Here is a 23417-nt window from a genome sequence, read left to right as displayed (position 1 = left end):
GGCTCGCCCCATCAATGAAGCCTTCGCAACTGGACCCCGGCCTCCGCCGGGGTGGTAACGCAACAGGTCTGGTCTGGTGGATCAAACACCTAGGGTTAAAGCCCCAATTCCTGCCGCACATCCGCATAATCGTGCGCGATCGCCGCGACCCCGATATCCCGCAACCGCTGGTCGTGCCCGATCGCGCAGTGCGTGCCCATGCACATACCGATGACGTGCCCGCCGCTCGCCACCGCGCCGGTCGCGCCGACGGGGGAATCCTCCAGGATCGCGCAATCCTCGATCCGAACGCCCAGGCGATCCGCCGCGAACAGGTACAGGTCCGGCGCGGGCTTGCCCCGCGTGACATGCTCGCGCCCGCTATAGACATGCTCGCCGAACGCCTCGCGCAGACCCAGATGGCGCAGGTGCCGGTCGAGCCAGACGGTCGGGCTGGACGACACCACCGCCTTCGGAAGATCGGCGGGCAGCGTGCGGACGAAATCCACCGCCCCGGCGATCGCAGCGACACCCTCGTCCATCGCGCGCACATCTTCGCTGCGCCGTGCCGCATAGAAGCTCTCGGGCAGCGTCTGCCCGATCCGCCCCTCGATGGTCGCAATGAAGTCCTTGCCCGCCAGCCCCATATAATGGTGCATCGCCTCTTCGGGCGTGTGCGGATGGCCGTTGGCGGTCAGCCATTCGGCCAGATGGCGATTGCCCTCATATTCGCTGTCGATCAGGACGCCGTCGAAATCGAACAGCAGCGCGGTAAAGCGGCTCATCCGCGCGCTCCGAACAGCGCGCTGCCGATGCGGACATGGCTGGCGCCCAGCATCGCGGCGATCTCGTAATCGTCCGACATGCCCATGCTCAGCTTTTCCATGCCGAGTTCGCGCGCCATCTTGGCGAGCAGCGCGAAATAGGGCGCGGCATCCACGCCGTGCGGCGGGATCGCCATCAGGCCGATGATCGGCAGCCCGGCGGCGCGTGCCTGCTCCAGCATGGCGGGGGCGTCGGCGATGGCACAGCCGCCCTTCTGCTCTTCCTCGCCGATATTGACCTGCAGGAAACAGTCGGGCCGCCTGTCGCTCCTGGCCATCGCCTCGGCCAGGGCAGCGATCAGCGAGGGGCGGTCGACGGTGTGGATCACGTCGAACAGCGCCACCGCGTCGGCCGCCTTGTTCGACTGCAACTGGCCGATCAGGTGAAGTTCGACACCCGGAAACGCCTCGGCCAGCGCGGGCCATTTCGTCGCCGCCTCCTGCACGCGGTTTTCGCCGAACACGCGGTGCCCGGCCTCGAGCAGCGGGCGGATCGTGTCGGCATCATGCGTCTTCGACACCGCGATCAGGGTCGGGGCGGCGTGATCGCCCAGCGCGGCGGCGCGCCGAAGCTGGTCGGAAACGGTGGAAAGGCGGGAAACGCTGTCGTCGGTCATGCCCCGCGCTATAGTCGCGCCGATGGCCGACCGATACCCCGTGACATGGCTGATGACCGACGAACGGCTGGGCGACGGGCTGTGGCGCGCGCTCAGGCGCCTGCCGCCGGGATCGGGGGTGGTGTTCCGCCATCACGCGACACCCCCGGCGGCGCGGCGGGCAATCCATCGCCGGGTATGGCGGATCGCCAAGGCGCGGCGGCTGGTCCTGCTGGTCGCGGGGGGTGGCCTGCCCGGCGACGGGGTGCACAGGCATGGCCGGACGACGGGTGTGCGAAGCTGGCCCGCGCATGACCAGACGGAGGCGGTACAGGGCTGGAAGGCCGGGGCCGACCTGCTGTTCGTATCGCCGATTCATCCCACCCGCTCGCATCCCGGCGCGCCATCGCTGGGCCCGGCCCGCGCCGCGCGGATCGGGCGGGAACTCGGCTTGCCCAGGATCGCGCTGGGGGGAATGGATGCCGCGCGGTTCCGGGCGTTGCGCGGACGCTTTCACGGCTGGGCGGCGATCGATGCCTGGATTTGCCGGGCTTGACCCTCTCGCCGAACCATCGTCTCCTTCGCCGATGGTTTGAGAGGAAACGACGATGCTCGCCCTGATCCTGACCGCCACTGTGACGCCACCGATTCCGGCGGGGCTTGCCGCCTATGTCCGTGACCGGAAGCTGACACGTTACGACCACGCGCTCTCCGACCTGAACGGTGACGGCCGTCCCGAGGCGCTGGTCTATGCCTGGCAAGGTCGCGAGGGCGGACGGGACGTGAATTTGTGCGGATCGGGCGGATGCGATCTGACCGTGCTCTCGCTCACCCCGACCGGTTATCGCGTGGTTTCGACCATCAGTATCACGCATCCACCGATCCGCGTGCTGGCCGGCATGTCGAACGGCTGGCACGACCTGAGCGTGCTGGTCGCCGGGGGTGGAATCCAGCCCGGCTACCGCGCCCGGCTGCGTTTCGACGGCAAGGGCTATCCCGCCAATCCCAGCGTCGCACCCGCCCAGGCAATCAAGGGGTCCGAACGCGGCACGACCGTCATCGCGGCGAAGATACGCTGATCGGAGAAAAAACGCCGCCCACCGCTTGGCGGGCAGTGCCGCATCAGAAGCGGAAGGCGGTGCCCAGATAGACGGCCTGGCTGTTGCGGCGATCGTCGTCGATCCGTGCCAGCCGTTCGCGATCCGAACGATAACGAACACCTGCCGTCACATCCAGATTGCGGGTCAGCGCATAGGATCCGCCCATGTCGAGCGAATAATTGGCGGGCATATCGACCAGCTTGGGCGCGCCGTCGATCGGACGATCGGTCGACGCCTTCACGCGGCCGGTAAAGCGATTGGCGGTATAGCTGACCGCGACATCGGCGGTTTCGCGGCTACCCGGCAGGCCGGCCAGGTCGACGCGCGCGATGTCACCCGACAGGGCCACCCGCTTCCAACCAACCGCCGCGCCCAGATTATAGGATACCGGCGCCAGCCCGACGGTGGCCGCGGTACCCGCCGCGATCCGTTCGTCACTGGTGCGGCTGGTCCGCGCGCGCACCGCGACGCTGACCGCGCGATTGTTGCCGTGCTGGCTTTCGGCCGGGGTGAAGCGCAGATCGCCCGCATCGAGCCCGCTACGCGCGAAGATCGCCGCCAATCGGGGATCGGCCGCAGCGGGGGTGAAACCGCCGCGCATCAGGCTGAGCGAACGCTTGGGTGTCCGGGCGTTCTGCTCGACCGCGCCGATGGCGGGCGCGACCATCGCGGTCGTGGCGGCAAGCGCCCCGATTGCGATTCCGATCACCACACGCCCGAAAGACACGGCTCACCCCTTTGTCTTGAAACCCTTTGCAGGTTCGCTCCTAACATGGAAAGCGGCGTGAGCGATCCCATTGTTACGGGCACGAATGCGAATCTTGTCCGAGTGTTGCGCATCCCCCACAGAATCGAATGGCCTTCCGCGATTCGCCGGGGCGCTTGCCGGGGTGACGGGGCCCCTGTAGAGGCGATAGGCAACCCTTATTCCCAGTCAGGATATTGCCGATGCTTCGCCGTTCCGCCACCGCGTTCGCGGTTATCGCCGCCCTGTCGCTCGGGGCCTGTGCCGGCAAGAAGGAGCGCCCCCAGGGCGATATGGCCGCGTCGAAGGTCACGACGATCGGCGTGAACTCCTATCTGTGGCGCGCAAGCCTCGACACGCTCAGCTTCATGCCGCTGACCCAGACCGATTCCAACGGCGGCGTCATCGTCACCGACTGGTACATCAACCCGCAGGTCCCCACCGAGCGGATGAAGGTAACCGTGACCATCCTCGACCAGGATCTGCGCGCCGACGCGCTGCGCGTGACCGCGCTGCGCGAAGTCAATCGCGGTGGCCAGTGGGTGGACGCGCCGGTGCAGGCCGCGACCATCCAGAAGCTGGAAGACATCATCCTGACCAAGGCGCGCGACCTGCGCCGTGCCTCGATCACGAAGTAAAAGACGATACCGATGGCCTCGCGTTACAATGCCCTGAAATCGGATTCGACCTGGCAGCGGATCTGGGAAGAACGGCGCACCTTCGCCGCCGACGACCACAGCCCCAAGCCCCGGTCCTATGTCCTTGAGATGTTTCCCTATCCGTCGGGGCGCATCCATATGGGGCATGTCCGCAACTATACGATGGGCGACGTGCTGGCCCGGTATCGCCGGATGATCGGGCATGAGGTGCTCCACCCGATGGGCTGGGACGCATTCGGCATGCCCGCCGAGAATGCCGCGATGGAAAAGGGCGTCCATCCCGGCGGCTGGACCCGCGACAATATCGCGACGATGAAGGCGCAGCTGAAGCGGCTGGGCTTCGCGCTCGACTGGACGCGCGAAATCGCGACCTGCGAGCCCGATTATTACGGGCATGAGCAGGCGCTGTTCCTCGACCTGTATGCCGGTGGCCTGGTCTATCGCAAGGAATCGGCGGTCAACTGGGACCCGGTCGACATGACCGTGCTCGCCAATGAGCAGGTAATCGACGGGCGCGGCTGGCGTTCGGGCGCGCTGGTCGAGAAGCGTAAGCTGAACCAGTGGTTCCTGAAGATCACCGACTTCGCCGACGAGCTGCTGGAGGGCCTCACCACCCTCGAGCATTGGCCCGACAAGGTGAAGCTGATGCAGGAGAACTGGATCGGCCGCAGCAAGGGCCTGCAGTTCCGCTTTGCGCCCGTCGCCCCCTTCGCGACGCCGATCGAGGTGTATTCGACGCGGCCCGACACGATCTTCGGCGCCAGCTTCGTCGCGATCGCGGCGGATCACCCGATTGCGCGTGAGCTGGGCGAAGCCAACGCGGACGCTGCGGCCTTTATCGAGCGTTGCAAGGCGGGCGGCACGACGGCGGCCGAGCTGGAGACGCAGGAAAAGCTGGGCTTCGACACCGGCTATCGGATGCAGCATCCGATGGACCAGAGCATCACCCTGCCCGTCTATATCGCGAACTTCGTGCTGATGGATTACGGCACCGGCGCGGTGATGGGCGTGCCCGCGCACGACCAGCGCGACCTCGACTTCGCACGCAAATACGGCCTGTCCGTCACTCGTGTCGTCGCCGATGGCGACGTGGCTGTCCCGGTGTTCGAGGGCGACACCGCCTATACCGGCACCGGGCGGCTGGTGAACTCCGGCCCGCTCGACGGAATGGACGTGGAGGCCGCCAAGGCCGCCGTCATCGCCCGTGCCGAGGGCGAAGGCTGGGGCCAGGGCCAGACCGTGTACCGCCTGCGCGACTGGGGCGTCAGCCGCCAGCGTTACTGGGGCACGCCGATCCCGATCATCCATTGCGACGATTGCGGCGCGGTGCCGGTGCCCAAGGAACAGTTGCCGGTCACCTTGCCCGAGGACGTCACCTTCGACGTGCCCGGCAATCCGCTCGACCGGCACGCGACCTGGAAGCATGTCGACTGCCCCAATTGCGGCAAGCCCGCCCGGCGCGAAACCGACACGCTCGACACCTTTGTCGATTCGTCCTGGTATTTCATCCGCTTCGCCAGCCAGCCCAAGGATCGCCCGTTCGATCCCGAGGTGGTCAAGCAGTGGCTGCCGGTCGGCCAGTATATCGGCGGCGTCGAGCATGCGATCCTGCATCTGCTCTATGCCCGCTTCTGGACGCGCGCACTCAAGCATATCGGCCTGATCGACGTGGCGGAGCCGTTCGCGGGCCTGTTCACGCAGGGCATGGTCACGCACGAGAGCTACAAGTCCTCGGACGGCCGCTGGCTCGCGCCGGGGGAAATCCGCGACGGCATCGAGATCGCGACCGGTAACCCGATCACCGTCGGCCGCGTCGAGAAGATGTCCAAGTCCAAGAAGAACACCGTCGATCCCGAACCCATCGTGGATCAGTATGGCGCGGACGCGGTACGCTGGTTCATGCTGTCCGACAGCCCGCCCGAGCGCGACCTGCCCTGGTCGGAATCGGGCATCGAAGGTTCGTGGCGCTTCGTCCAGCGCTTGTGGCGTCTGTTCGACGCTTCCGAAGCCGCCGAGGGCGAGGACAAGCCGCTCTCGCGCAAGCTGCACCAGACCATCGCGGGCGTCGCGGCGGATATCGAAGCACTCGCCTTCAACAAGGCGGTCGCCAAGCTGTACGAGCTGGTCAACGCGATCGAAAAGGCCAAGCCGTCGGCGGCGCGCAACGAGGCGATCCGCACCACCATGTTGCTGGTCGCCCCGATGGTCCCGCACATGGCCGAGGAAGCCTGGGCGGGCATGGGCCAGGACGGCCTTATCGCCGACGCGGCCTGGCCAGTCGTGGACGAGAGCCTGCTGGTCGAGGACGAAGTCACCGTCGCGGTGCAGGTCAACGGCAAGCTGCGCGACACGCTGACCGTCGCCAAGGGGCTGCCCAAGGACCAGCTGGAGGCGACCGCGCTGGCGTCGGACAAGATCGTCCGCGCGCTGGACGGCGCAACCCCGAAGAAGGTGATCGTCGTGCCCGACCGTCTGGTGAATATCGTCGCATGAACCGTGTCCTCCCCCTGATCGCCGCCGCTCTGGCGCTGACGCTCGGCCTGTCGGGTTGCGGCCTGCATCCGCTTTATGCGGGGGGCGGCGCCGGCCCGGTGGCGGGTGCGCTGTCGCAGATCGAGGTCGCACCGATCCAGGGGAAGGCCGGTTGGCTGATGGCCAATGCGCTGAACGACCGGCTGGGCGGCAAGAGCGGCACGGCGCGCTATCGCCTGGACGTGAAGCTGGACGACCAGATTCGCGGGCTTGGCGTGCGGCGCGACGACTCGGTGGTGCGTGAACGGCGAATCCTGCGCGCGCGCTATCAGCTTGTCGACCAGACCAGCAACGCGGTGCTGGTCGATGCCACCGCCGGATCGGATGCGGGTATCGACGTCGTCCGCTCGGAATATGCGACGATCGCGGCGGAAAACACCGCGCTGGAGCGGCTGTCGGTGATCGTGGCGGACGAGATCGTCGCACGACTCGCCACCTATGCCCGGTCGCGTCCCGGCGAGGCGATGGCGCCCCCTACCCGCCCGTGACGGCGCTGCGGTCTTGAAAGCCAACGCCAACCAGATTCGCCAGGCGCTGGGACGGCCCAGCGCCGATATTCGTCTCTATCTGCTCCACGGGCCCGACGAAGCCGGTGCCAGCGAATTGGCGCGGGTGCTCGCCAAGGCGATGGGCCCGGAGGCCGAGCGGATCGACCTCGACTCCGCCACGCTGAAAAGCGACCCGGCCCGGCTGACCGATGAAGCGGCGTCCATGTCGCTGTTCGGCGGCCTGCGCCATATCCGCATCGCCAGCGTGGGCGAGGAAGGACTGGCCGCCTTTACCGCGCTGCTCGAGGCCGAGTCGGCGGGCAACCCGGTCGTCGCCATCGCCCCCACGGTCAAGACGACGGCCAAGATCGTCAAGCTCGCGCTCGATTCGCCGCGAGCGATGGCGTTCGGATGCTATGCCCCGACCGCGGCGGATGCCGAGCGGCTGGCCGTCACCATTGGTGGAGAGATGGGCCTGCGCCTGGCCGCCGGAGTACCGGCGCGATTGGTAGAGTCGGCGGCCGCCGACCGTTCGGTGATGCTGCGCGAACTGGAAAAGCTCGCTCTATATCTCGATGCCGCCCCCGACCGTCCCCGCGAAGTCGATCATGCCGCGATGGACGCGATCGGTGCCGATCTGGGCGAGGTCGAGATGGGCGATGCGGTCGAGGCGGTGGTCGAGGGTCGCGTCGGCGATCTGGGCGGCGAACTGGCCCTGCTCGACGAGGGCGGGGCCTCCCCCATCCCCTGGCTGCGCGCGCTCGCCCGGCGGCTGGTCGCGCTGGCCGAGATGCGGGCCGATGTCGATGCGGGCGAGCCGGTGGAAGCGGTGATGAAGCGCCACCGCGTCTTCTTCCGCGACGAGGCCAAGACGGCCAAGGCGCTGCGACGCTGGACCCCGGCCATGCTCGCGCGCGCCTTGGCGCGAATCCGGGCGGCGGAACGCGCCGTCATGGCGCCGGGTAATGCCGGATCGGTGCTGGCCGAGGCCGAGGCGACGATCATCGCGCAGGGTATCGCCCGGCGGGGTTAGGAATTCCTTTGGGCTTTGACTTCGCTCAGCCTGAACGGGGATTTTCAGTCAGGCCCAATATCCCAACGGCCGTTCAGGCTGAGCGAAGTCGAAGCCCACGCCCCTACCCCTCAAAAATCGAATTTGAGCTGCGCCAGGCCCCGAAAGGCTACGGCGTCCCGCTTTCAAATACCCTCACCGGTCAGCCGCTGGCACACCATGTCGAGCTGGTCGAGCGTCGAGTAGCTGAGCGTCAGCGTCCCCCCCTTCTCGCCATGCGCGATCCGCACCGACAGGCCCAAAAGATCGGCCAGCTGGCCCTCCAGCGCGGCGATGTCTGCGTCGACGACATCCTGCTGCCCGGCAGCGCGCGGTCCCGGCTCACCATCGGAGGCAGAGGAGCCCTTGCGACCGCCACCCTTGGCCTCGCGGGTCAGTTTTTCGGTTTCGCGGACGCTCAGGCCACGTGCGATCACCTGGTCGGCCAGCGCCTCGACCTCGTTCGCCCCCAGCAAGGCGCGGGCATGGCCCATCGACAGCGCGCCGTTGACGACCTGGCTCTGCACCGTATCGGGCAGTTCGAGCAGGCGCAGCAGGTTGGCGACATGGCTGCGCGACTTGTGGACGATCTTGGCCAGCGCCTCCTGCGTATGGCCGAACTCCCCCGCCAGCCGCTGATAGGCCTGCGCTTCTTCGATCGCGTTCAGGTCCTGGCGCTGGATATTCTCGATCAGCGCGACTTCGAGCGTCTGGGCGTCGTCGAAGTCACGGATGACGACCGGGACCTCATGCAGCCGCGCACGCTGGGCGGCACGCCAGCGACGCTCGCCCGCGACGATCTGATAATCCCGGCCGTGTGGGCGCACGACGATCGGTTGGATCAACCCGCGTGCCGAAATCGACGCGGCGAGTTCGTCGAGCGCGGCTTCGTCGAAATGGCGGCGCGGCTGGTCGGGATGCGGTTGCAGCGCCCCGACCGGCAACATGCGTACGCCACCCGGAGTCGGCTGGTCGCCCGGCCGGATCGGCGCCTCGCGAGCGATATCGCCCAGCAAGGCCCCCAGGCCACGGCCCAGACCGGGGCGCGGCCGCTTTGCGCTCGTCTCGCCGCTCATGCCGCTGCCGCTCCCGGCTGGGTGCCGAGCGGCAGGCGTGCGATCAGCTCCCGCGCCAGCGCGATATAGGCCAGGCTGCCGACGCAGCGATGGTCATAGATCAGCGCGGGCAAACCATGGCTGGGCGCCTCCGACAGTCGGACGTTGCGCGGAATCACCGTATCGAACACTACACCCCCCAAAACGGCGCGCACATCGGCCGACACTTGGTCGGTCAGCCGGTTGCGCCGATCGTACATCGTCAAGGCCACGCCCAGGATCGCCAGCCCCGGATTGAACCGCGCACGGATCCGCTCGACCGTGGTCAACAGCTGCGACAGGCCCTCCAGCGCGAAGAACTCGCATTGCAGCGGGACGAGCAGCGAGTCGGACGCGACCATCGCGTTGATCGTCAGCAGTCCCAGCGACGGCGGACAGTCGACCAGAACGATATCCCAGTTACCCTGCGTCCGGCGCAGCGCATGGTCGAGCCGATGCGTCCGATTCTCGTAATCGACCAGCTCCAGCTCCGCACCCGACAGATCAACCGTCGCTGGCACAACGTCGAGGCGCGGAACCTGGCTATGCACCACCGCATCGTCGATCCGCGCTTCACCGAGCAGCACATGATAGCTGGAGAACATCCGCTGGCTGTTGGGAATGCCCAGACCCGTCGAGGCATTGCCTTGCGGGTCGAGGTCAATCAGCAGGACATTCAGCCCCGTCGCCGCGAGAGCGGTGGCAAGGTTGATGGCGCTGGTGGTCTTTCCCACCCCACCCTTCTGGTTCGCGATGGCAACGCAGATCATCGGGTCCCTACTCGGTCGAGGATCACGATCGACGAGTCCGCCGAGGTGATGCTATGTTCCACGTGAAACACGAAGCGCCATTGCCGCTTGAGGGTCTTGATCTCGCGCTCGTCCAGGCGGCCACGCGGGAGCAGCCACCGTGTTTCCTGTGTGCCGCAGTGGACGGCGGCGCGCAAAAGATTTTCCACCGTGGCAACGGCTCGGGCCGAAATAACATCGGCCTTCACGTCCACCGCCTCGATCTTCGAGGCATAGACCGTGACGCGGTCCGCCACCCCGAGGCGTTCGGCACAGTCGCGCAAGAAGTCCGCCCGGCGCTTGCGCGGTTCGACCAGCGCCATCCGCCCCGGCCAGGCAAGCGCCACGACCATGCCCGGAAAGCCGCCACCCGTTCCGATATCGACCCATTGCCCATCGGGACGATCGGCCAGCGGAATCAGCTGCACCGAGTCGAGCGCATGCCGCGCCCAGATCGTCGATATGGTCGAGGGCGCGATCAAATTCTGCTGGTCGTTCTCGACGATGACGAGGTTCAGGAAATAGTCGATCCGCGCGGCCGCCTCTTCGCCGAACCGCTCTACGACCCAGTCCCGCGCTTGTTCTTCGGTCATGCCGCCACCTTTCGGGCGTGAAGGAGGACGGCCGACAAGGCGGCCGGAGTGATTCCACGAATACGCGATGCCGCCGCCAGCGTGGCAGGGCGCGCGAGGCTGAGCCGGTCGATCATCTCCTGCGACAGGCCCGGAATGGCTTCATAGTCGATCGCGGGCGACAATAGGATCTGTTCGTCGGCGCGCAGCCGGGCGACTTCCTCGGCCTGGCGCTCGACATAGGGAGCGTAGCGCGCATCCTCCAGAGTCTCGGCAATGACGGCCGGGTCACAGCCTTGCGCCGCGTCGGGCGCAACATGCGCAAGCGTGACGCCGTCGAACCGTAGCCATTCATAGGCCGTCCGCCGTGCCCCATCCTGCGCGATCGCCGCACCACTGCGCGCCAGATCGGAGGCGGTTCGTATGACACCCAGCCGCTCCTGCAAAGCGGCCCGTTGCTCCAGCCGCCGCTGCCGATGCGCCAGCCGCGCGGACGACAGGCAGCCCGCAACCTCGGCGATATCGCCCAGCCGTGTCTCCGCATTGTCGGCGCGTAGCGACAGCCGATACTCGGCCCGCGCGGTCAGCATGCGATAGGGCTCGGTCACACCCTGCAACACCAAGTCGTCGATCATCACGCCCAGATAGCTCGACGCGCGATCGAGAATCACGGGCGACAAGTCGCACGCAAAGGCGGCGGCGTTGAGCCCGGCGATCAGCCCCTGCCCTGCCGCTTCCTCATAACCGGTCGTGCCGTTGATCTGCCCGGCACAGAACACGCCCTCCAGCGCGCCCAGCGCCAGCCGCGCATCCAGCGCGCGCGGGTCGATATGGTCATACTCCACCGCATAGCCGGGCAGCGTGATCACCGCCCGCTCCAGCCCCGGCATGGAGGCGATCATCGCCGCCTGCACATCGGTCGGCAACGAAGTCGACAGGCCGTTGGGGTAGACCAGCGGATCGTCCAGCCCTTCCGGCTCCAAGAATATCTGATGGCTGTCGCGGTCAGCGAAGCGTTTGATCTTGTCCTCGATCGACGGGCAATAGCGCGGGCCATTCGCTTCGATCGCGCCGGTGAACAAAGGCGAACGGTGAAAGGCCGCCGCGATGATCGCGTGGGTTTCTTCTGTGGTCCGGGTGATCGCGCAGGCGATCTGCGGCAATGGCCGGGCCGCCGTCATCGGCGACATCGTCCAGGGATCGGTGTCGCTGGGCTGCTCGTCCAGCTTGGCCCAGTCGATCGTCCGACCGTCGAGACGCGGCGGTGTGCCGGTCTTCATCCGCGCCATCGGCAGCCCAAGCGCACGAAGCTGCTCGGCCATGCGGGTCGCGGCACGCTCGCCGATGCGACCGCCAAGATGGCGCTCCTCACCCCGGAAGAGCCGTCCGCCGAGGAAGGTGCCGGTCGCCAGCACCACCGCGCGGGCGGACAGGATCGAACCGTCGCCCAGTTGCACACCCGCCAGACGGCCGCCGTCGAGGACCAGCGCCTCGGCCTCGCCCTCGACGATGGTCAGGTTCGGTTGCGCCGCCAGCATCGCCTGGATGGCTCCGGCATAGCGCCGTCGGTCGGCCTGGACACGCGGGCCTTGCACCGCCGTGCCTTTGCTCCGGTTGAGCATACGATAATGGATTGCGCCCTGGTCCGCCGCCTGGCCGATCAGCCCGTCAAAGGCGTCGACCTCGCGCACGATATGGCCCTTCCCCAATCCGCCGATCGCTGGATTGCAGGACATGGCGCCCAGGCCATGGCGATCGAAAGACAAAAGGGCCGTCCGCGCACCCCGGCGCGCGGCCGCCGCAGCGGCTTCGGTTCCCGCGTGACCACCACCGATCACTACGACATCAAACATGCCCCCGCCCTACCGGAAGGACGAGGCAGCGTCAAAGCGATCCCCACCAACATTCTATGCTTAACGTTCCACGTGGAACAATCATTTGCCGAGGCAGAAACGTCCGAACAGCGCGTCCAGCATGGTCTCGGTCGCGCTGACGCCCAGCACTTCGGCAAGCGCCTGTCGCGCCACGCGCAATTCTTCGGCCATCAAAAGCACGTCATCGACCGGTGCAGCGATCAGCGCATTCGCCGCCCGGCGGCACTGCTCCTGCTGATGCCGCTTGAAACCGATCATATCCTCACGCGGAAGCAAAGCCGCCGCTGCTTCGGCCAATGCGTCCCAGACCGCCGCCACACTGACAGGATCGTCGCGCCGCACCGCCAGCCGCCGCCCCTCAGGCAAGCCTGCACGCTCCGGCAGATCGGCACGCGAATGGAGCCAGATCGCATCGGCGCGCGGCGGGCGTGTGTCGGCCATCCACAGCAATATGTCGGCTTGAAGGATCGCCTCCTGCGCGCGAGCAACTCCGATGACCTCGATCACGTCATCGGTATCCTCGGCCAGCCCGGCGGTGTCGGTCAGCACATAGGCGACGCCGCCGCGCAGCACGCTCGCCTCGATCCGGTCGCGCGTGGTCCCTGCGATAGGGGACACGATCGCCGCCTCCCGTTCGACCAGCAGATTGAGCAAGGTCGACTTACCGCTGTTCGGTGGTCCGGCCAGCACCACGCGGATACCATCATGCAGCCGGTCGACCGGCGGCCGCTCCACGACCTCCAGCATGACGGCGGCAAGCGTGTGCATCTCACTCTTGATCCGCGCAACCGCGCTGGCATCGAGCGGCACATCATCCTCTTCCGCGAAATCGAGCATCGCCTCGATCATCGCCGACAGGGTGGCGAGCCGGTCCATCCAGCCGCGCACCTCCTGGCTCACCCGTCCCTCGACGGCGGCGATCGCCGCACGCCGCTGTCGCTCGGTCTGCGCTTCGAGCAGGTCGGCCAGCCCCTCGGCTTCGGCCAGATCGATCCGGCCGTTGAGCAAAGCCCGTCGGGTGAACTCACCCGGCTCCGCGCGACGAACGCCAGGCAACATGGCCAGCGCCCCCTCCACCGCCGCGACCACCGCACGGCCACCATGGCAATGCAGCTCGACCAGATCCTCACCGGTCGCGGTCGCCGGGCCGGGGAAATACAGGACCAGCGCCGAATCCAGCACCGCCCCCGCCCCGTCGCGCAATGTCCGCAAGCTTGCGCGGCGAGGCGCAGGCCGTTGTCCGCCCATCCGCTCCACCGCCGCGAACGCCGCCGGACCACTGACGCGGATCACAGCGATGGCGGCGGGCGGCTGTCCGCTGGAGACGGCGAAGATCGTATCCGTCACGGGATCAGCCCTTCTGCCCCTCGAACATCCGGCGCCACATGGTCATGCTCGCCTCACCCATCGGCGCCCAGTTGCGCATCATCGCCTCGATCATCTCGGGCTTCACGCCCGACTGCATCGTGTCCAGCATCATCTGGACATAGCGTTCATGGATCGGCGTCAGGTCGGGCAGCCCCATGGCGCGGCGCGCCTCCTCGGGCGTGCAGTCGATTTCCACATTCACTTTCACAGGCCAATCTCCTCACGCGACCAACTGAGGCATAAGACGTTATCGTCGCGACGACCACAGGAGACCAGCATGACCGGAACCAAGACCATCGCCGCCGCGAATGGCGAAGGCCAGTTCAACGCCTATTATGCCGAGCCGGAGGGTGAACCGGCCGCCGCGATCATCGTCATCCAGGAAATCTTCGGCGTGAATGCGGGCATCCGCCGCAAATGCGACACGCTGGCCGAGGCGGGTTATCTCGCCGTCGCCCCCGACCTTTTCCACAAGATCGCCCCCGGCATCGAACTCGATCCCGACGTGCCGAACGAGATGCAGCAGGCGCTCGACCTGATGGGCCAGTTCGATCAGGATGGCGGCATTCACGATATCGAGGCGACAATCAAGGCGATCCGTGACGAACATGGCGCGGACACCAAGGTCGGCGTCGTCGGCTATTGCCTGGGCGGGCGGCTGGCGTTCATGACCGCCACGCGGACCGATGTGGACGCCAGCGTCGGCTATTACGGCGTCGGCATCGACGGGCTGCTGGGCGAGAAGCACGCCATCGCCAAGCCGGTCCTGCTCCATATCCCGGAGGAGGATCACTTCGTCGACAAGGATGCGCAGAAGCGGATGCATGAGGGGCTGGACGACCACCCCAAGGTCACGCTGTACGACTATGCCGGTGAGGATCACGGCTTCGCGGCGGAGTTCGGCCAGCGCCGGTCGGAGGAGTCCGCGCAACTGGCAGACGAACGCACCCTGGCGTTCTTCGCGGAACATCTCCGCTGATATGAAAAAGGGGGAGCCCCGCGGCTCCCCCTTTTCCTGTTACGCCGCCTTGGCCAGCGCCTCGGCGATCAGCTTACGGCTGTTATCCACGCCGTACAGGGCGATGAAACTGCCCATCCGGGGCCCCTGCGCCGATCCCAGCAGTGTTTCGTACAGCGCCTTGAACCAGTCGCGCAGCGACGGGAAGGCGTCGGTCTTGCCGATCTCATAGACGATGTTCTGGATATCCTCGGCACTCGCGCCCGCTGGCAGCGCGGCGAGTTGCGTGTCCAACTGGCGCAAACCCTCTGCCTCATGCGGCTCGGGCGCGCGGCGCTGGAGCGTCGGGGCGATGAAGTCGCGGCCATAGGCCAAAGCATGGTCGATCAGCCGGTCGAGCTCGGGATATTTCGCAGGCGACGCTTCGGGCACATAATTGGCCAGATAGCCCCAAACCTGTTCCTTGGTCGCCTCGCCCATCACCCCGACCAGGTTGAGCAGCAGGCCGAACGTCACCGGCAGCTCACCCTCGGGCAGCTTGCCGTCATGAATATGGTGCACCGGATTGCCCAACTGCTCCTTCAGCGACTGGTTGGGATAGTTGACCCGGAACTGCCAATATTCGTCCACCGCGCGCGGGATGACGCCCATGTGAAGCTGCTTGGCTTTCTTCGGCTCGCGATAGGCGAAAAAGGCCAAACTCTCCTCCGGCCCATAAGTCAGCCACTGGTCGAGGCTCAGGCCGTTGCCCTTGGACTTGGAGATCTTCTCGCCATGCTCGTCGAGAAACATCTCATAGTTGAAGCCCTCGGGCGGACGACCGCCTAGCACGCGTGCGATCTTGGACGACTGGGTGACCGAGTCGATCAGGTCCTTGCCCGCCATCTCGTAATCCACGCCCAGTGCGACCCAGCGCATCGCCCAGTCGACCTTCCACTGCAGCTTGGACAGGCCGCCCAGCGCGGACTGGACGATCCGTTCGCCGTCATCCTCGAACGCGATCAGACCGGCGTCCGCATCGACCACCTCGATCGGCACCTGAAGCACGATGCCCGACTTGGGGCTGATCGGCAGGACCGGCGAATAGGTGGCGCGGCGCTCGGCGCGCAGCGTGGGGAGCATCACATCCTGGATACCTTGGAAATGCTTGAGCACCAGTCGCAGCGCATCGTCGAACCGGCCCGAGGTATAATAGTCGGTCGACGAGGCGAACTCGTAATCGAAGCCATAGCGATCGAGAAACTGGCGCAGCAGCGCGTTGTTGTGCGCCGCGAAACTGTCGAACTTCTCGAACGGGTCGGGCACCTGGGTCAGTGGCTTGCCGAGATGGGTCCGCAGCATCTCCGGGTTCGGCACATTGTCCGGCACCTTGCGAAAGCCGTCCATGTCGTCAGAGAAAGCGATCAGCCGCGTCTTCTGATCCGACAGCGCGTGGAAGGCATTGCGGACCATGGTCGTGCGCAAGACTTCGTTGAACGTGCCGATATGCGGCAGGCCCGAAGGCCCATAGCCGGTTTCGAACAGGATCGGCTCGCCACCCGGTTTGCCGTCAGGATAGCGTTTGAGGAGCTTGCGAGCCTCCTCATAGGGCCAGGCCTTGGACTCGAGAGCGGTGGAGCGGAGTTCGTCTGTCATGCCCTGCCTCTGGCAAGACGGGACGTGATGCACAATGGGTTTTGCGATCTCCACCGGTTATCCCCAAGTCACACAGGAATAGTGCAAGGGTTGCTCACAGAGTTATCCACAGGACGCCCTTGTTCCACGTGGAACACGGTGGGGGCGTTCTGCTTGGCGTTCCCTCCCCCATCCCCTCCCACCTGCGGGAGGGGCGTGCGTTCTTGAAACGGAATGCGCGCTTCAAGCGGTGAACCCCTCCCCCCCGCGGGCAGGAGGGGTTTGGGGAGGGCCTCCCCAACAGCAGCAAACGAAATGAGCCTCACCCCGTTGCCAACCTGTTCCAACAGTCCGATATCCTGACTGTGACCGCGCTCCCCCACCCCGCCCTTCATGCCAGCCACAGCGGTGTGTGGATTTCGACGCAAGGAAAGACCCGCGCCGTCTCGCGCGGTGAGGCCATCGGGCTGGCGTCCGAAACCCCGGTCATCCTGCTCAACGCGCCACTGATCGGCCAGCGACTGGGCTATGCCGAACTGTCCGGTCTCGACATCCTCGAACTCTTCGCCTTTCTCCGCCCCGCTCGGTTCGCGGTGCCGACCCCGCACGGCCTGGCACGCGCCTGTGGACTGGAGCCACCGGGGAGCGATGCCGAGATCGCCGCCTTTCTACTCCGCGCGACCGAGACACTCCTCGCCACCCCCGACAGGGCATGGCCCGAGCGCGAAGGTGCCTGGACCGCGGCGCAAAGTCTCGCGCGACTGCGCTGGCCCTGGACGCCGCTGATCGGCCCACGCCTCACCCGGCCCGAGCGCAACGAGCGCTGGCTGTTCAGCGCATTGCCTGAATGGGAGGAGGATGCCCCCCGCCCCGTCCCGCGCACCATCGACCTGCCGCCCGCCGATGCCGAAGATCGTCTTCGCCATTTGACCGGCGAGGGTGCGGAGGAACGCCCGGGCCAGCGCGCCTATGCCGCCGCCGTCACCGCCGCCTTTGCCCCGCGCGCGGTGAGGGACACACCGAACATGGTACTGGCCGAGGCAGGGACCGGCATCGGCAAGACGCTCGGCTATCTTGCCCCCGCCAGCCTCTGGGCCGAACGGGCGGGCGGCGCGGTATGGATCTCCACCTATACCAAGGCGCTGCAACGCCAGTTGAGCGGAGAAACCTCCCGCATCTTTCCCGACCCCGTGCTGCGCAAGGAGCGCGTCGTCACGCGCAAGGGGCGGGAGAATTATCTCTGCCTGCTCAATCTGGAGGATGCGCTGCAAGGCGGGTTCGCGGGCCGCGCGGCGGTGCTGGCGCAACTGGTCGCACGCTGGGCCGCCTATAGCAGCGATGGGGATATGGTCGGCGGCGATCTGCCCGGCTGGCTGACCACGCTGTTCCGCCGCAACGGCTCGGCCGCGCTGACCGACCGGCGGGGCGAGTGCGTCTATGCCGGGTGCCCGCATTACCGGAAATGCTTCATCGAGCGTGCGGCGCGGGCATCGGTGCAGGCGGATATCGTCATCGCCAATCATGCGCTCGTTATGGTCAACGCCGCGCGCGGGCGCGAGACGCAGACGCGGCCGACCCGCTATGTCTTCGACGAGGGCCATCACCTTTTCGACGCGGCGGACTCGATGTTCGCAACCGCGCTGACCGGATCGGAAACGATCGAGCTGCGCCGTTGGATTCTCGGCCCCGAAGCCGGATCGCGCGGGCGCCGTCGAGGACTTGCCGCACGGCTGTCCGATGTCGCCAGCTATGACGAGGGCGGCAATCGTGCGATCGGCGACGCGGTGCAGGCCGCGCAGGCGCTGGCGAGCGAGGGCTGGCTCGGGCGGCTGGCGGAGGGCCAGCCCTTCGGTCCGATCGAGACGCTTCTGGCGGCAGTACGGGGACTCGCTTTCGCCCGTGCCGAGCAGCCGGGCGATGCGGGCTATGGGCTGGAGACCGAATTGGCCGATCCCTCGCCCGCGCTGATCGAGGCCGCCGGGCCCGCTGCCCATGCGCTCGACGCATTGCTGCGGCCCTTGGTGACGCTCGGCCAGCGGCTGGAGGCGGTGTTACAGGAAGCACCCGACTGGCTCGACGGGCAGGCGCGGGCGCGGGTGGAGGGCGCGATCGCCTCGATCGCATGGCGCGCAGAAACGGTCGCCGCCTGGCTGTCGCTCCTCGCGCGGATCGGCGGGCCCGTCGATCCCGATTTCGTCGACTGGCTGGCGGTCGACCGGGTCGAGGGGCGCGAATATGATATCGGCCTGCATCGCCACTGGCTCGACCCCACCCGGCCTTTCGCGGAGATCGTGCTGAAGCCCGCGCATGGCGCACTCGTCACCTCGGCGACCTTGCGCGCGGGCGGCGACTGGGACGTGGCGGAGGCACGAACCGGCGCGCCGCACCTCGCACGGGGCCCGGCGCATTTCGTCGCGCCCAGCCCGTTCGACTATCCGACCCGTGCCGAGGTGCTGATCGTCACCGATGTGAAGCGCGGCGATATCCCCCAGCTCGCCAATGCCTATGCGCGGCTGATCGCGGCATCGGGCGGCGGGACGCTGGGCCTCTTCACCGCGATCCGGCGGTTGCGCGGCGTGCATGGCCGCATCGCCGACCGGCTGGCACGCGACGGGCTGGCGCTGCACGCGCAGCATGTCGATCCGATCGACACCGGCACGCTGGTGGATATTTTTCGCGACGATCCGTCCGCCTCGCTGCTCGGCACCGATGCGCTGCGGGACGGTGTCGACGTGCCCGGCGCCTCGCTACGGCTGGTGGTGATGGAGGGCGTGCCCTGGCCCAAGCCCACCGTTCTCCATGCCGCGCGCAAGCTGGCGGGGGGCGGCAGTGCCTATGACGACCGGATCGTGCGCGCGCGTCTGGCCCAGGCGTTCGGGCGGTTGATCCGGCGGGCGGACGATCGCGGCGCCTTCGTGTTGCTGTCCGCCGCGATGCCGTCGCGATTGCTCGATGCGTTTCCGCCGGGCGTCGCGATTTCACGTGTGACGCTCGACGAAGCGGTCGCACGGGTTGCGGCCCGGCTTTCCTCCGACGCGCCAATAGGGCATGGGGTCGTCGATATTCTGCCAGCCGCCGCGACGGAGTTTCCGGATCGATGAAGACGCTGACGCTCCTTCGCCATGCCAAGTCCAGCTGGGACGATCCCGTCGCCCGCGATTTCGACCGTCCGCTCAATGCCAAGGGGCGGCGTGCCGCGGCGATGATCGGGCGGCATTTGAAGGCGGAAGGGTTCGCGTTCGACCATGTCCTCGCCTCCCCCGCTATCCGCGTGATCGAGACGCTGGACGAAGTGTGGAACGGCTATGGTCGCACGCTGGAGCCGGTATGGAACCGGGCACTCTACCTTGCCTCCGCCGCCAGCCTGCTCGATCTGGTCCTGGGGCTGCCCGACGATGCGGACCATGTCCTGATGGTCGGGCATAATCCGGGACTGGAGGATCTGGTCCTCGACCTGACGCTGGACGGCGAATTGCGCGAGCGGGTGGAGGACAAATATCCGACCGCGACCGTGGCGCAGATGACGCTGCCGGTCGAGCGCTGGGCCGAGGCGCGGGCGCATCACGCCACGCTGGTGGCGTTCATCCGGCCACGGGACCTCGACCCGACGCTGGGGCCGGATGCACCCTAGCTATTCCACCCCAGGCCAGACTGGGGGAGACGTGTTCATTTCTTGCCTTCGAGCATGGCCTTCAGGCCCGACAGCGCCCCGAGCGGGCCAGCCTCGTCCTCGCTGATGACGCCCGCCTCCTTCAGTGTCGCGGCGGCTTCGGGGCTGCGTGGAAAGGGATCGAGCGACAGCGCCATCGTCTCTGCCGACGCCTCGCCGAGGTCGATCGTGCCGCCCTCGATCTCGATCGTGTCGAGCGAATCCTCGGACAGCTCGATTTCCTCCTCCCCATTCTGCCCCGAGGATTCGACGAAGCGCAGTGCGACGGGTTCGTCGACCTTGGCGGGCACCGGATCGCCGGTCACCGAACAGGGTTGGACCACCGTGCCGTACACCTTGCCGGTGACCAGGATACCCGCCGCATCGCGCCGCACGACGAGATTTGCCGACAGCGCGTCCACCGACAACAGGCCGAACCGCCGGGCCAGTGCGCGGCGTTCATCGGCGGTAGTGTCGATCGATACCGGCTTCTCACGCTCGCCGATCGTGTCGATCTTTTCGGGGCGGCTCCATTCGGGGGTCACGGCAATTCTCCAAGGGTGAGGCGGGCAAGCGAAACATCCGCCAGCCGCTCATGTAGGGTGTGAAGCGCGTCGCGAACATGGGCAACCGCGTGTCGGTCTGCCGGCGCCTCGCCGCGGTAGAGATTGCGGACCAGCGCGGCGTCCAGCATGGCGGCGTCGCCCGCCAACCCCTCGCGATAGGCGGTCAGGCGGCCACCCAGCATCGCCATCATCCGGCCGATATGCTTGCCGACCACGATGTCGCCGATCCCCAGTTCGCGGAGCTGGCCGTCCATGTCGGTCACGAACCGTTCGGTAATGCGGGCCGAGAGCCCGGCCGCCGCGGGATCGGACTCCAGCCGGATCAGGACCAGCGAGAGGATGGCGGCGATCATGTCGAACCGGCCGTCGACCGTATCGGGCACCGCACCGTCGATATACCAATGCGGTTCGCGCGCGCGCAGCACCACGGCATTGTACAGCGGCAGCGCCGCATCCCCGTCGCGGCCCAAATAGCGCGCGATCCCCTGCTTGATCCAGCCCAGGGCCATGGCACCCCTCCCCTCCGTGATCGCGCGACCGACGCACGCGCGAATTGCTTGTATGCGCCTTTCCCTTGGCATATCGAGGGGGTGACGGTCGAGCGGATCGACCGCCTGTATACCTGCCTGTGCGGCCGATATCCCCGGCCCGGAGATGATGATGAGCGTTTCTACCACCCGCGCCCTCGGGCTCGGCCTGGCGATGGCCTTGGCCGCGTCCGCCTGTACGCCGCTGCGGTCGCATCAGGGCTATGTGGTCGATGTCGATCTCGTCAACGCGATCCAGCCGGGTGTCGACAACCGCCAGTCGGTGCTCCAGACGCTGGGCACGCCGACGATCAACAGCCAGTTCAATGGTAGCGACTGGTATTATGTCGCCCGCGACAGCCGCAACCTGGGCTTCAACCTGCCCAAGCCTGCGTCGCAGATCATGCTGCAGATCAGCTTCGACCAGGCGGGCAACGTGACGACGATCCGCCGCGGCGGCATAGAGCAAGTCGCCAGCATTTCGCCCTATGGCAAGACTACGCCCACCCTGGGTCGCCAGCGCGGCTTCTTCCAGGATCTGTTCGGCAATATCGGCGCGGTCGGCGCACCGGGCGCCGGTGGCGGGCCGGGCCAGGGTGGTCCGGGACGCACCCGACCGTAACTTCTACCGGACTTATCCACAGACTATCCCCGGCCTTTTCCTCGGAGCGGGGGGAAATAGTGCGGGGTAGTATCGACCCGGCGCATGTCATGCGCTGCGCCTTCGCTTGGTATGAACGAAGGCCTCGAATTGCTGTTCGTCTGCCTGCCCCGTTTGGCCGCGTCGCCTGATAAGCAACGACGCGGCCGTGCCGTGCTTGGGTCGGCACGATCCCGAAAGGGGATGGGATCGGGCCTGCTAACGTCCCAAAACGAAAATGGGTTCGCCAGCGGGCCTGTTTCCCGCTGGCGAACCCATCGAAACCGTAGCGTCGGCGGGGCCGGAGCCCCTCACCCTTACTGGTTCATCGAGTCGAAGAAGTCCTCGTTGGTCTTTGAGTTCTTCATCTTGTCGAGCAGGAACTCCATCGAGTCGATCGTGCCCATCTGCATCAGGATGCGGCGCAGCACCCACATCTTGGACAGCTTGTCCTTCTCGACCAGCAGCTCTTCCTTGCGGGTGCCCGACTTGCCGACGTCGAGCGCCGGGAAGATGCGCTTGTCCGCCACCTTGCGGTCGAGGACGATTTCCGAGTTACCGGTGCCCTTGAACTCTTCGAAGATGACTTCGTCCATGCGGCTGCCGGTATCGATCAGCGCGGTGGCGATGATCGACAGCGAGCCGCCCTCCTCGATGTTGCGCGCCGCACCGAAGAAGCGCTTCGGCCGCTGGAGCGCGTTGGCGTCGACACCACCGGTCAGCACCTTGCCCGAGGACGGGACCACGGTGTTGTAGGCGCGGCCCAGACGGGTGATCGAGTCGAGCAGGATGACGACATCCTTCTTGTGCTCGACCAGGCGCTTGGCCTTTTCGATCACCATCTCGGCGACCTGGACGTGGCGCTGCGCCGGTTCGTCGAAGGTCGAGGAGACGACCTCGCCGCGCACCGAACGCTGCATGTCGGTGACTTCTTCCGGACGCTCGTCGATGAGGAGGACGATCAGGAAGACTTCCGGGTGGTTGTCGGTGATCGCCTTGGCAATGTTCTGCAGCATCACCGTCTTACCCACGCGCGGGGGCGCGACGATCAGCGTGCGCTGGCCCTTGCCCTGGGGGCTGACGATATCGATGACGCGCGCCGACTTGTCCTTCTGGGTCGGGTCGGCTGGGTCGAGGATCAGCTTCTGCTCGGGATAAAGCGGGGTGAGGTTGTCGAAGTTGACGCGGTGGCGGACTGCATCGGGATCGTCGAAATTGACGCTGGTCAGCTTGGTCAGCGCGAAATAGCGCTCGCCGTCCTTGGGTGCGCGGATCTCGCCTTCCACCGTATCACCGGTGCGCAGGCCGTGCTTGCGGACCTGGTTGGGCGAGACATAGATGTCGTCGGGACCGGCCAGGTAATTCGCTTCCGGCGAACGCAGGAAACCGAAACCGTCGGGCAGCACCTCGATCGTGCCCAGGCCCATGATCTGGTCGCCCTTTTCCGCCTGCTCCTTCAGGATGGCGAACAGCAGGTCCTGCTTGCGCAGCGTGGACGCGCTCTCGACCCCTAATTCCTCGGCCAGCTGGACGAGATCGGCGGGGGTTTTCTTTTTCAGGTCTTTCAGATGCATGATCGGTCCGGATGGTCGGAGGGCGTCGGTCGGCGAGGATCGCGGCGAAACGAGGCTGTCGATAAGGAAGCGTACCCGACGCGAGGACCGCGCCGTACGGGGTCGGAGTTAGGTTTCGGGGAAGGCCAAGTCAATGGGGAAAGGTTGCTTAAGCCCCTCCCGCAGGCGGGAGGGGTTTGGGGAGGGAAAGCCACGGGCGATGGTCTCGGTGAGACTCCC

General features: G+C 66.7%; 23 protein-coding genes. 10 read left to right on the top strand and 13 right to left on the bottom strand.

Going from position 1 to position 23417, the window contains the following annotated elements:
- Positions 1 to 95 precede the first annotated feature (95 nt).
- Together U1703_RS13800 and U1703_RS13795 are read right to left on the bottom strand one after the other, a co-directional pair.
- Complete coding sequence (locus tag U1703_RS13800; RefSeq protein ID WP_332786135.1) at positions 96 to 764, bottom strand: HAD family hydrolase; 669 nt, start codon at positions 762 to 764, stop codon at positions 96 to 98.
- A complete protein-coding gene (locus U1703_RS13795; protein WP_332786134.1) occupies positions 761 to 1420 on the bottom strand; it encodes a YggS family pyridoxal phosphate-dependent enzyme in 660 nt (219 codons plus the stop codon). The genes U1703_RS13800 and U1703_RS13795 overlap by 4 nt, the downstream gene beginning before the upstream one ends.
- On the opposite strand from U1703_RS13795, the gene U1703_RS13790 reads away from it, so the two are divergent.
- Together U1703_RS13790 and U1703_RS13785 are read left to right on the top strand one after the other, a co-directional pair.
- A complete protein-coding gene (locus U1703_RS13790; protein ID WP_332786133.1) occupies positions 1419 to 1955 on the top strand; it encodes a thiamine phosphate synthase in 537 nt (178 codons plus the stop codon). The two genes, U1703_RS13795 and U1703_RS13790, sit on opposite strands and share 2 nt — an antisense overlap.
- Positions 1956 to 2007: 52 nt before the next feature.
- Entirely contained in the window at positions 2008 to 2478 is a 471-nt protein-coding gene (locus U1703_RS13785) for a COG3650 family protein (RefSeq protein ID WP_332786132.1), read from the top strand.
- A gap of 43 nt (positions 2479 to 2521) precedes the next feature.
- Here U1703_RS13785 and U1703_RS13780 read toward each other — a convergent pair whose 3' ends face one another.
- Positions 2522 to 3226 (bottom strand): hypothetical protein, encoded by a 705-nt coding sequence (locus tag U1703_RS13780; RefSeq protein ID WP_320452849.1) that lies wholly within the window; start codon positions 3224 to 3226, stop codon positions 2522 to 2524.
- A 221-nt stretch (positions 3227 to 3447) separates the two neighbouring features.
- On the opposite strand from U1703_RS13780, the gene U1703_RS13775 reads away from it, so the two are divergent.
- The 4 genes from U1703_RS13775 to holA are packed head-to-tail and all read left to right on the top strand — an operon-like array spanning position 3448 to position 7956.
- Entirely contained in the window at positions 3448 to 3882 is a 435-nt protein-coding gene (locus U1703_RS13775; protein WP_320452848.1) for a DUF3576 domain-containing protein, read from the top strand.
- A gap of 12 nt (positions 3883 to 3894) precedes the next feature.
- Complete coding sequence (gene leuS / locus U1703_RS13770) at positions 3895 to 6396, top strand: leucine--tRNA ligase (protein WP_332786131.1); 2502 nt, start codon at positions 3895 to 3897, stop codon at positions 6394 to 6396.
- Complete coding sequence (gene lptE / locus U1703_RS13765) at positions 6393 to 6923, top strand: LPS assembly lipoprotein LptE (RefSeq protein ID WP_332786130.1); 531 nt, start codon at positions 6393 to 6395, stop codon at positions 6921 to 6923. Before leuS ends, lptE begins: the two co-directional genes overlap by 4 nt.
- 13 nt (positions 6924 to 6936) lie before the next feature.
- Positions 6937 to 7956 carry a DNA polymerase III subunit delta gene (holA, locus tag U1703_RS13760; protein WP_332786129.1) on the top strand — a complete coding sequence of 340 codons (1020 nt, stop codon included), beginning with the start codon at positions 6937 to 6939 and terminating at the stop codon, positions 7954 to 7956.
- Positions 7957 to 8120: 164 nt separating this feature from the next.
- On the opposite strand, the gene U1703_RS13755 is transcribed toward holA, so the two are convergent.
- The 6 genes from U1703_RS13755 to U1703_RS13730 all read right to left on the bottom strand — a co-directional run bounded on the left by U1703_RS13755 (position 8121) and on the right by U1703_RS13730 (position 13878).
- Positions 8121 to 9050 (bottom strand): ParB/RepB/Spo0J family partition protein, encoded by a 930-nt coding sequence (locus U1703_RS13755; protein ID WP_332786128.1) that lies wholly within the window; start codon positions 9048 to 9050, stop codon positions 8121 to 8123.
- Positions 9047 to 9838 (bottom strand): ParA family protein, encoded by a 792-nt coding sequence (locus U1703_RS13750; protein ID WP_332786127.1) that lies wholly within the window; start codon positions 9836 to 9838, stop codon positions 9047 to 9049. Before U1703_RS13750 ends, U1703_RS13755 begins: the two co-directional genes overlap by 4 nt.
- Entirely contained in the window at positions 9835 to 10449 is a 615-nt protein-coding gene (rsmG, locus tag U1703_RS13745; RefSeq protein ID WP_332786126.1) for a 16S rRNA (guanine(527)-N(7))-methyltransferase RsmG, read from the bottom strand. The genes U1703_RS13750 and rsmG overlap by 4 nt, the downstream gene beginning before the upstream one ends.
- The gene (gene mnmG, locus U1703_RS13740; RefSeq protein WP_332786125.1) at positions 10446 to 12281 is read right to left on the bottom strand and encodes a tRNA uridine-5-carboxymethylaminomethyl(34) synthesis enzyme MnmG; all 1836 of its coding nucleotides are present in this window, start codon (positions 12279 to 12281) and stop codon (positions 10446 to 10448) included. The genes rsmG and mnmG overlap by 4 nt, the downstream gene beginning before the upstream one ends.
- Positions 12282 to 12362: 81 nt before the next feature.
- Positions 12363 to 13649 carry a tRNA uridine-5-carboxymethylaminomethyl(34) synthesis GTPase MnmE gene (gene mnmE, locus U1703_RS13735; RefSeq protein ID WP_332786124.1) on the bottom strand — a complete coding sequence of 429 codons (1287 nt, stop codon included), beginning with the start codon at positions 13647 to 13649 and terminating at the stop codon, positions 12363 to 12365.
- A 4-nt stretch (positions 13650 to 13653) separates the two neighbouring features.
- The gene (locus tag U1703_RS13730) at positions 13654 to 13878 is read right to left on the bottom strand and encodes a DUF6489 family protein (RefSeq protein ID WP_042486898.1); all 225 of its coding nucleotides are present in this window, start codon (positions 13876 to 13878) and stop codon (positions 13654 to 13656) included.
- Positions 13879 to 13947: 69 nt separating this feature from the next.
- Here U1703_RS13730 and U1703_RS13725 point away from each other — a divergent pair, with 69 nt between their 5' ends.
- Entirely contained in the window at positions 13948 to 14649 is a 702-nt protein-coding gene (locus U1703_RS13725; protein WP_332786123.1) for a dienelactone hydrolase family protein, read from the top strand.
- Between the two features lie 39 nt (positions 14650 to 14688).
- Here the strand turns inward: U1703_RS13725 and U1703_RS13720 are convergent, their stop codons facing one another.
- On the bottom strand, positions 14689 to 16263 hold the full coding sequence (locus U1703_RS13720; RefSeq protein WP_332786122.1) for a lysine--tRNA ligase: 1575 nt from the start codon (positions 16261 to 16263) through the stop codon (positions 14689 to 14691).
- A 344-nt stretch (positions 16264 to 16607) separates the two neighbouring features.
- Here U1703_RS13720 and U1703_RS13715 point away from each other — a divergent pair, with 344 nt between their 5' ends.
- Positions 16608 to 19343 (top strand): ATP-dependent DNA helicase, encoded by a 2736-nt coding sequence (locus U1703_RS13715; RefSeq protein WP_332786121.1) that lies wholly within the window; start codon positions 16608 to 16610, stop codon positions 19341 to 19343.
- Positions 19340 to 19873: a SixA phosphatase family protein gene (locus tag U1703_RS13710; protein ID WP_332786120.1), complete on the top strand. Its 534-nt coding sequence runs from the start codon at positions 19340 to 19342 to the stop codon at positions 19871 to 19873. Before U1703_RS13715 ends, U1703_RS13710 begins: the two co-directional genes overlap by 4 nt.
- Before the next feature lie 35 nt (positions 19874 to 19908).
- Here the strand turns inward: U1703_RS13710 and U1703_RS13705 are convergent, their stop codons facing one another.
- Together U1703_RS13705 and U1703_RS13700 are read right to left on the bottom strand one after the other, a co-directional pair.
- Entirely contained in the window at positions 19909 to 20436 is a 528-nt protein-coding gene (locus tag U1703_RS13705; protein WP_332786119.1) for a YceD family protein, read from the bottom strand.
- Positions 20433 to 20966: a ubiquinol-cytochrome C chaperone family protein gene (locus tag U1703_RS13700; RefSeq protein ID WP_332786118.1), complete on the bottom strand. Its 534-nt coding sequence runs from the start codon at positions 20964 to 20966 to the stop codon at positions 20433 to 20435. Before U1703_RS13700 ends, U1703_RS13705 begins: the two co-directional genes overlap by 4 nt.
- Positions 20967 to 21111: 145 nt before the next feature.
- On the opposite strand from U1703_RS13700, the gene U1703_RS13695 reads away from it, so the two are divergent.
- Positions 21112 to 21606: an outer membrane protein assembly factor BamE gene (locus tag U1703_RS13695; protein WP_414712052.1), complete on the top strand. Its 495-nt coding sequence runs from the start codon at positions 21112 to 21114 to the stop codon at positions 21604 to 21606.
- A gap of 335 nt (positions 21607 to 21941) precedes the next feature.
- On the opposite strand, the gene rho is transcribed toward U1703_RS13695, so the two are convergent.
- Entirely contained in the window at positions 21942 to 23198 is a 1257-nt protein-coding gene (gene rho, locus U1703_RS13690; protein WP_320452831.1) for a transcription termination factor Rho, read from the bottom strand.
- Between the last annotated feature and the right edge of the window lie 219 nt (positions 23199 to 23417).

This window comes from Sphingomonas flavida (assembly GCF_036663655.1).
In the GTDB taxonomy this organism is placed as follows: Bacteria; Pseudomonadota; Alphaproteobacteria; order Sphingomonadales; family Sphingomonadaceae; genus Sphingomonas.
The sequence above is the reverse complement of the archived record's forward strand: the minus strand, read 5'-3'. Positions and strand labels throughout refer to the sequence as shown.

Coding starts and splice junctions, on each gene's coding strand:
- U1703_RS13710 (WP_332786120.1), top strand. CDS start 19,340: ATGAAGACGCTGACGCTCCTTCGCCATGCCAAGTCCAGCTGGGACGAT.
- leuS (WP_332786131.1), top strand. CDS start 3,895: ATGGCCTCGCGTTACAATGCCCTGAAATCGGATTCGACCTGGCAGCGG.
- rho (WP_320452831.1), bottom strand. CDS start 23,198: ATGCATCTGAAAGACCTGAAAAAGAAAACCCCCGCCGATCTCGTCCAG.
- U1703_RS13720 (WP_332786122.1), bottom strand. CDS start 16,263: ATGACAGACGAACTCCGCTCCACCGCTCTCGAGTCCAAGGCCTGGCCC.
- U1703_RS13785 (WP_332786132.1), top strand. CDS start 2,008: ATGCTCGCCCTGATCCTGACCGCCACTGTGACGCCACCGATTCCGGCG.
- U1703_RS13800 (WP_332786135.1), bottom strand. CDS start 764: ATGAGCCGCTTTACCGCGCTGCTGTTCGATTTCGACGGCGTCCTGATC.
- U1703_RS13695 (WP_414712052.1), top strand. CDS start 21,112: ATGATGATGAGCGTTTCTACCACCCGCGCCCTCGGGCTCGGCCTGGCG.
- U1703_RS13775 (WP_320452848.1), top strand. CDS start 3,448: ATGCTTCGCCGTTCCGCCACCGCGTTCGCGGTTATCGCCGCCCTGTCG.
- U1703_RS13725 (WP_332786123.1), top strand. CDS start 13,948: ATGACCGGAACCAAGACCATCGCCGCCGCGAATGGCGAAGGCCAGTTC.
- U1703_RS13795 (WP_332786134.1), bottom strand. CDS start 1,420: ATGACCGACGACAGCGTTTCCCGCCTTTCCACCGTTTCCGACCAGCTT.
- lptE (WP_332786130.1), top strand. CDS start 6,393: ATGAACCGTGTCCTCCCCCTGATCGCCGCCGCTCTGGCGCTGACGCTC.
- U1703_RS13755 (WP_332786128.1), bottom strand. CDS start 9,050: ATGAGCGGCGAGACGAGCGCAAAGCGGCCGCGCCCCGGTCTGGGCCGT.
- U1703_RS13790 (WP_332786133.1), top strand. CDS start 1,419: ATGCCCCGCGCTATAGTCGCGCCGATGGCCGACCGATACCCCGTGACA.
- mnmG (WP_332786125.1), bottom strand. CDS start 12,281: ATGTTTGATGTCGTAGTGATCGGTGGTGGTCACGCGGGAACCGAAGCC.
- U1703_RS13750 (WP_332786127.1), bottom strand. CDS start 9,838: ATGATCTGCGTTGCCATCGCGAACCAGAAGGGTGGGGTGGGAAAGACC.
- U1703_RS13700 (WP_332786118.1), bottom strand. CDS start 20,966: ATGGCCCTGGGCTGGATCAAGCAGGGGATCGCGCGCTATTTGGGCCGC.
- rsmG (WP_332786126.1), bottom strand. CDS start 10,449: ATGACCGAAGAACAAGCGCGGGACTGGGTCGTAGAGCGGTTCGGCGAA.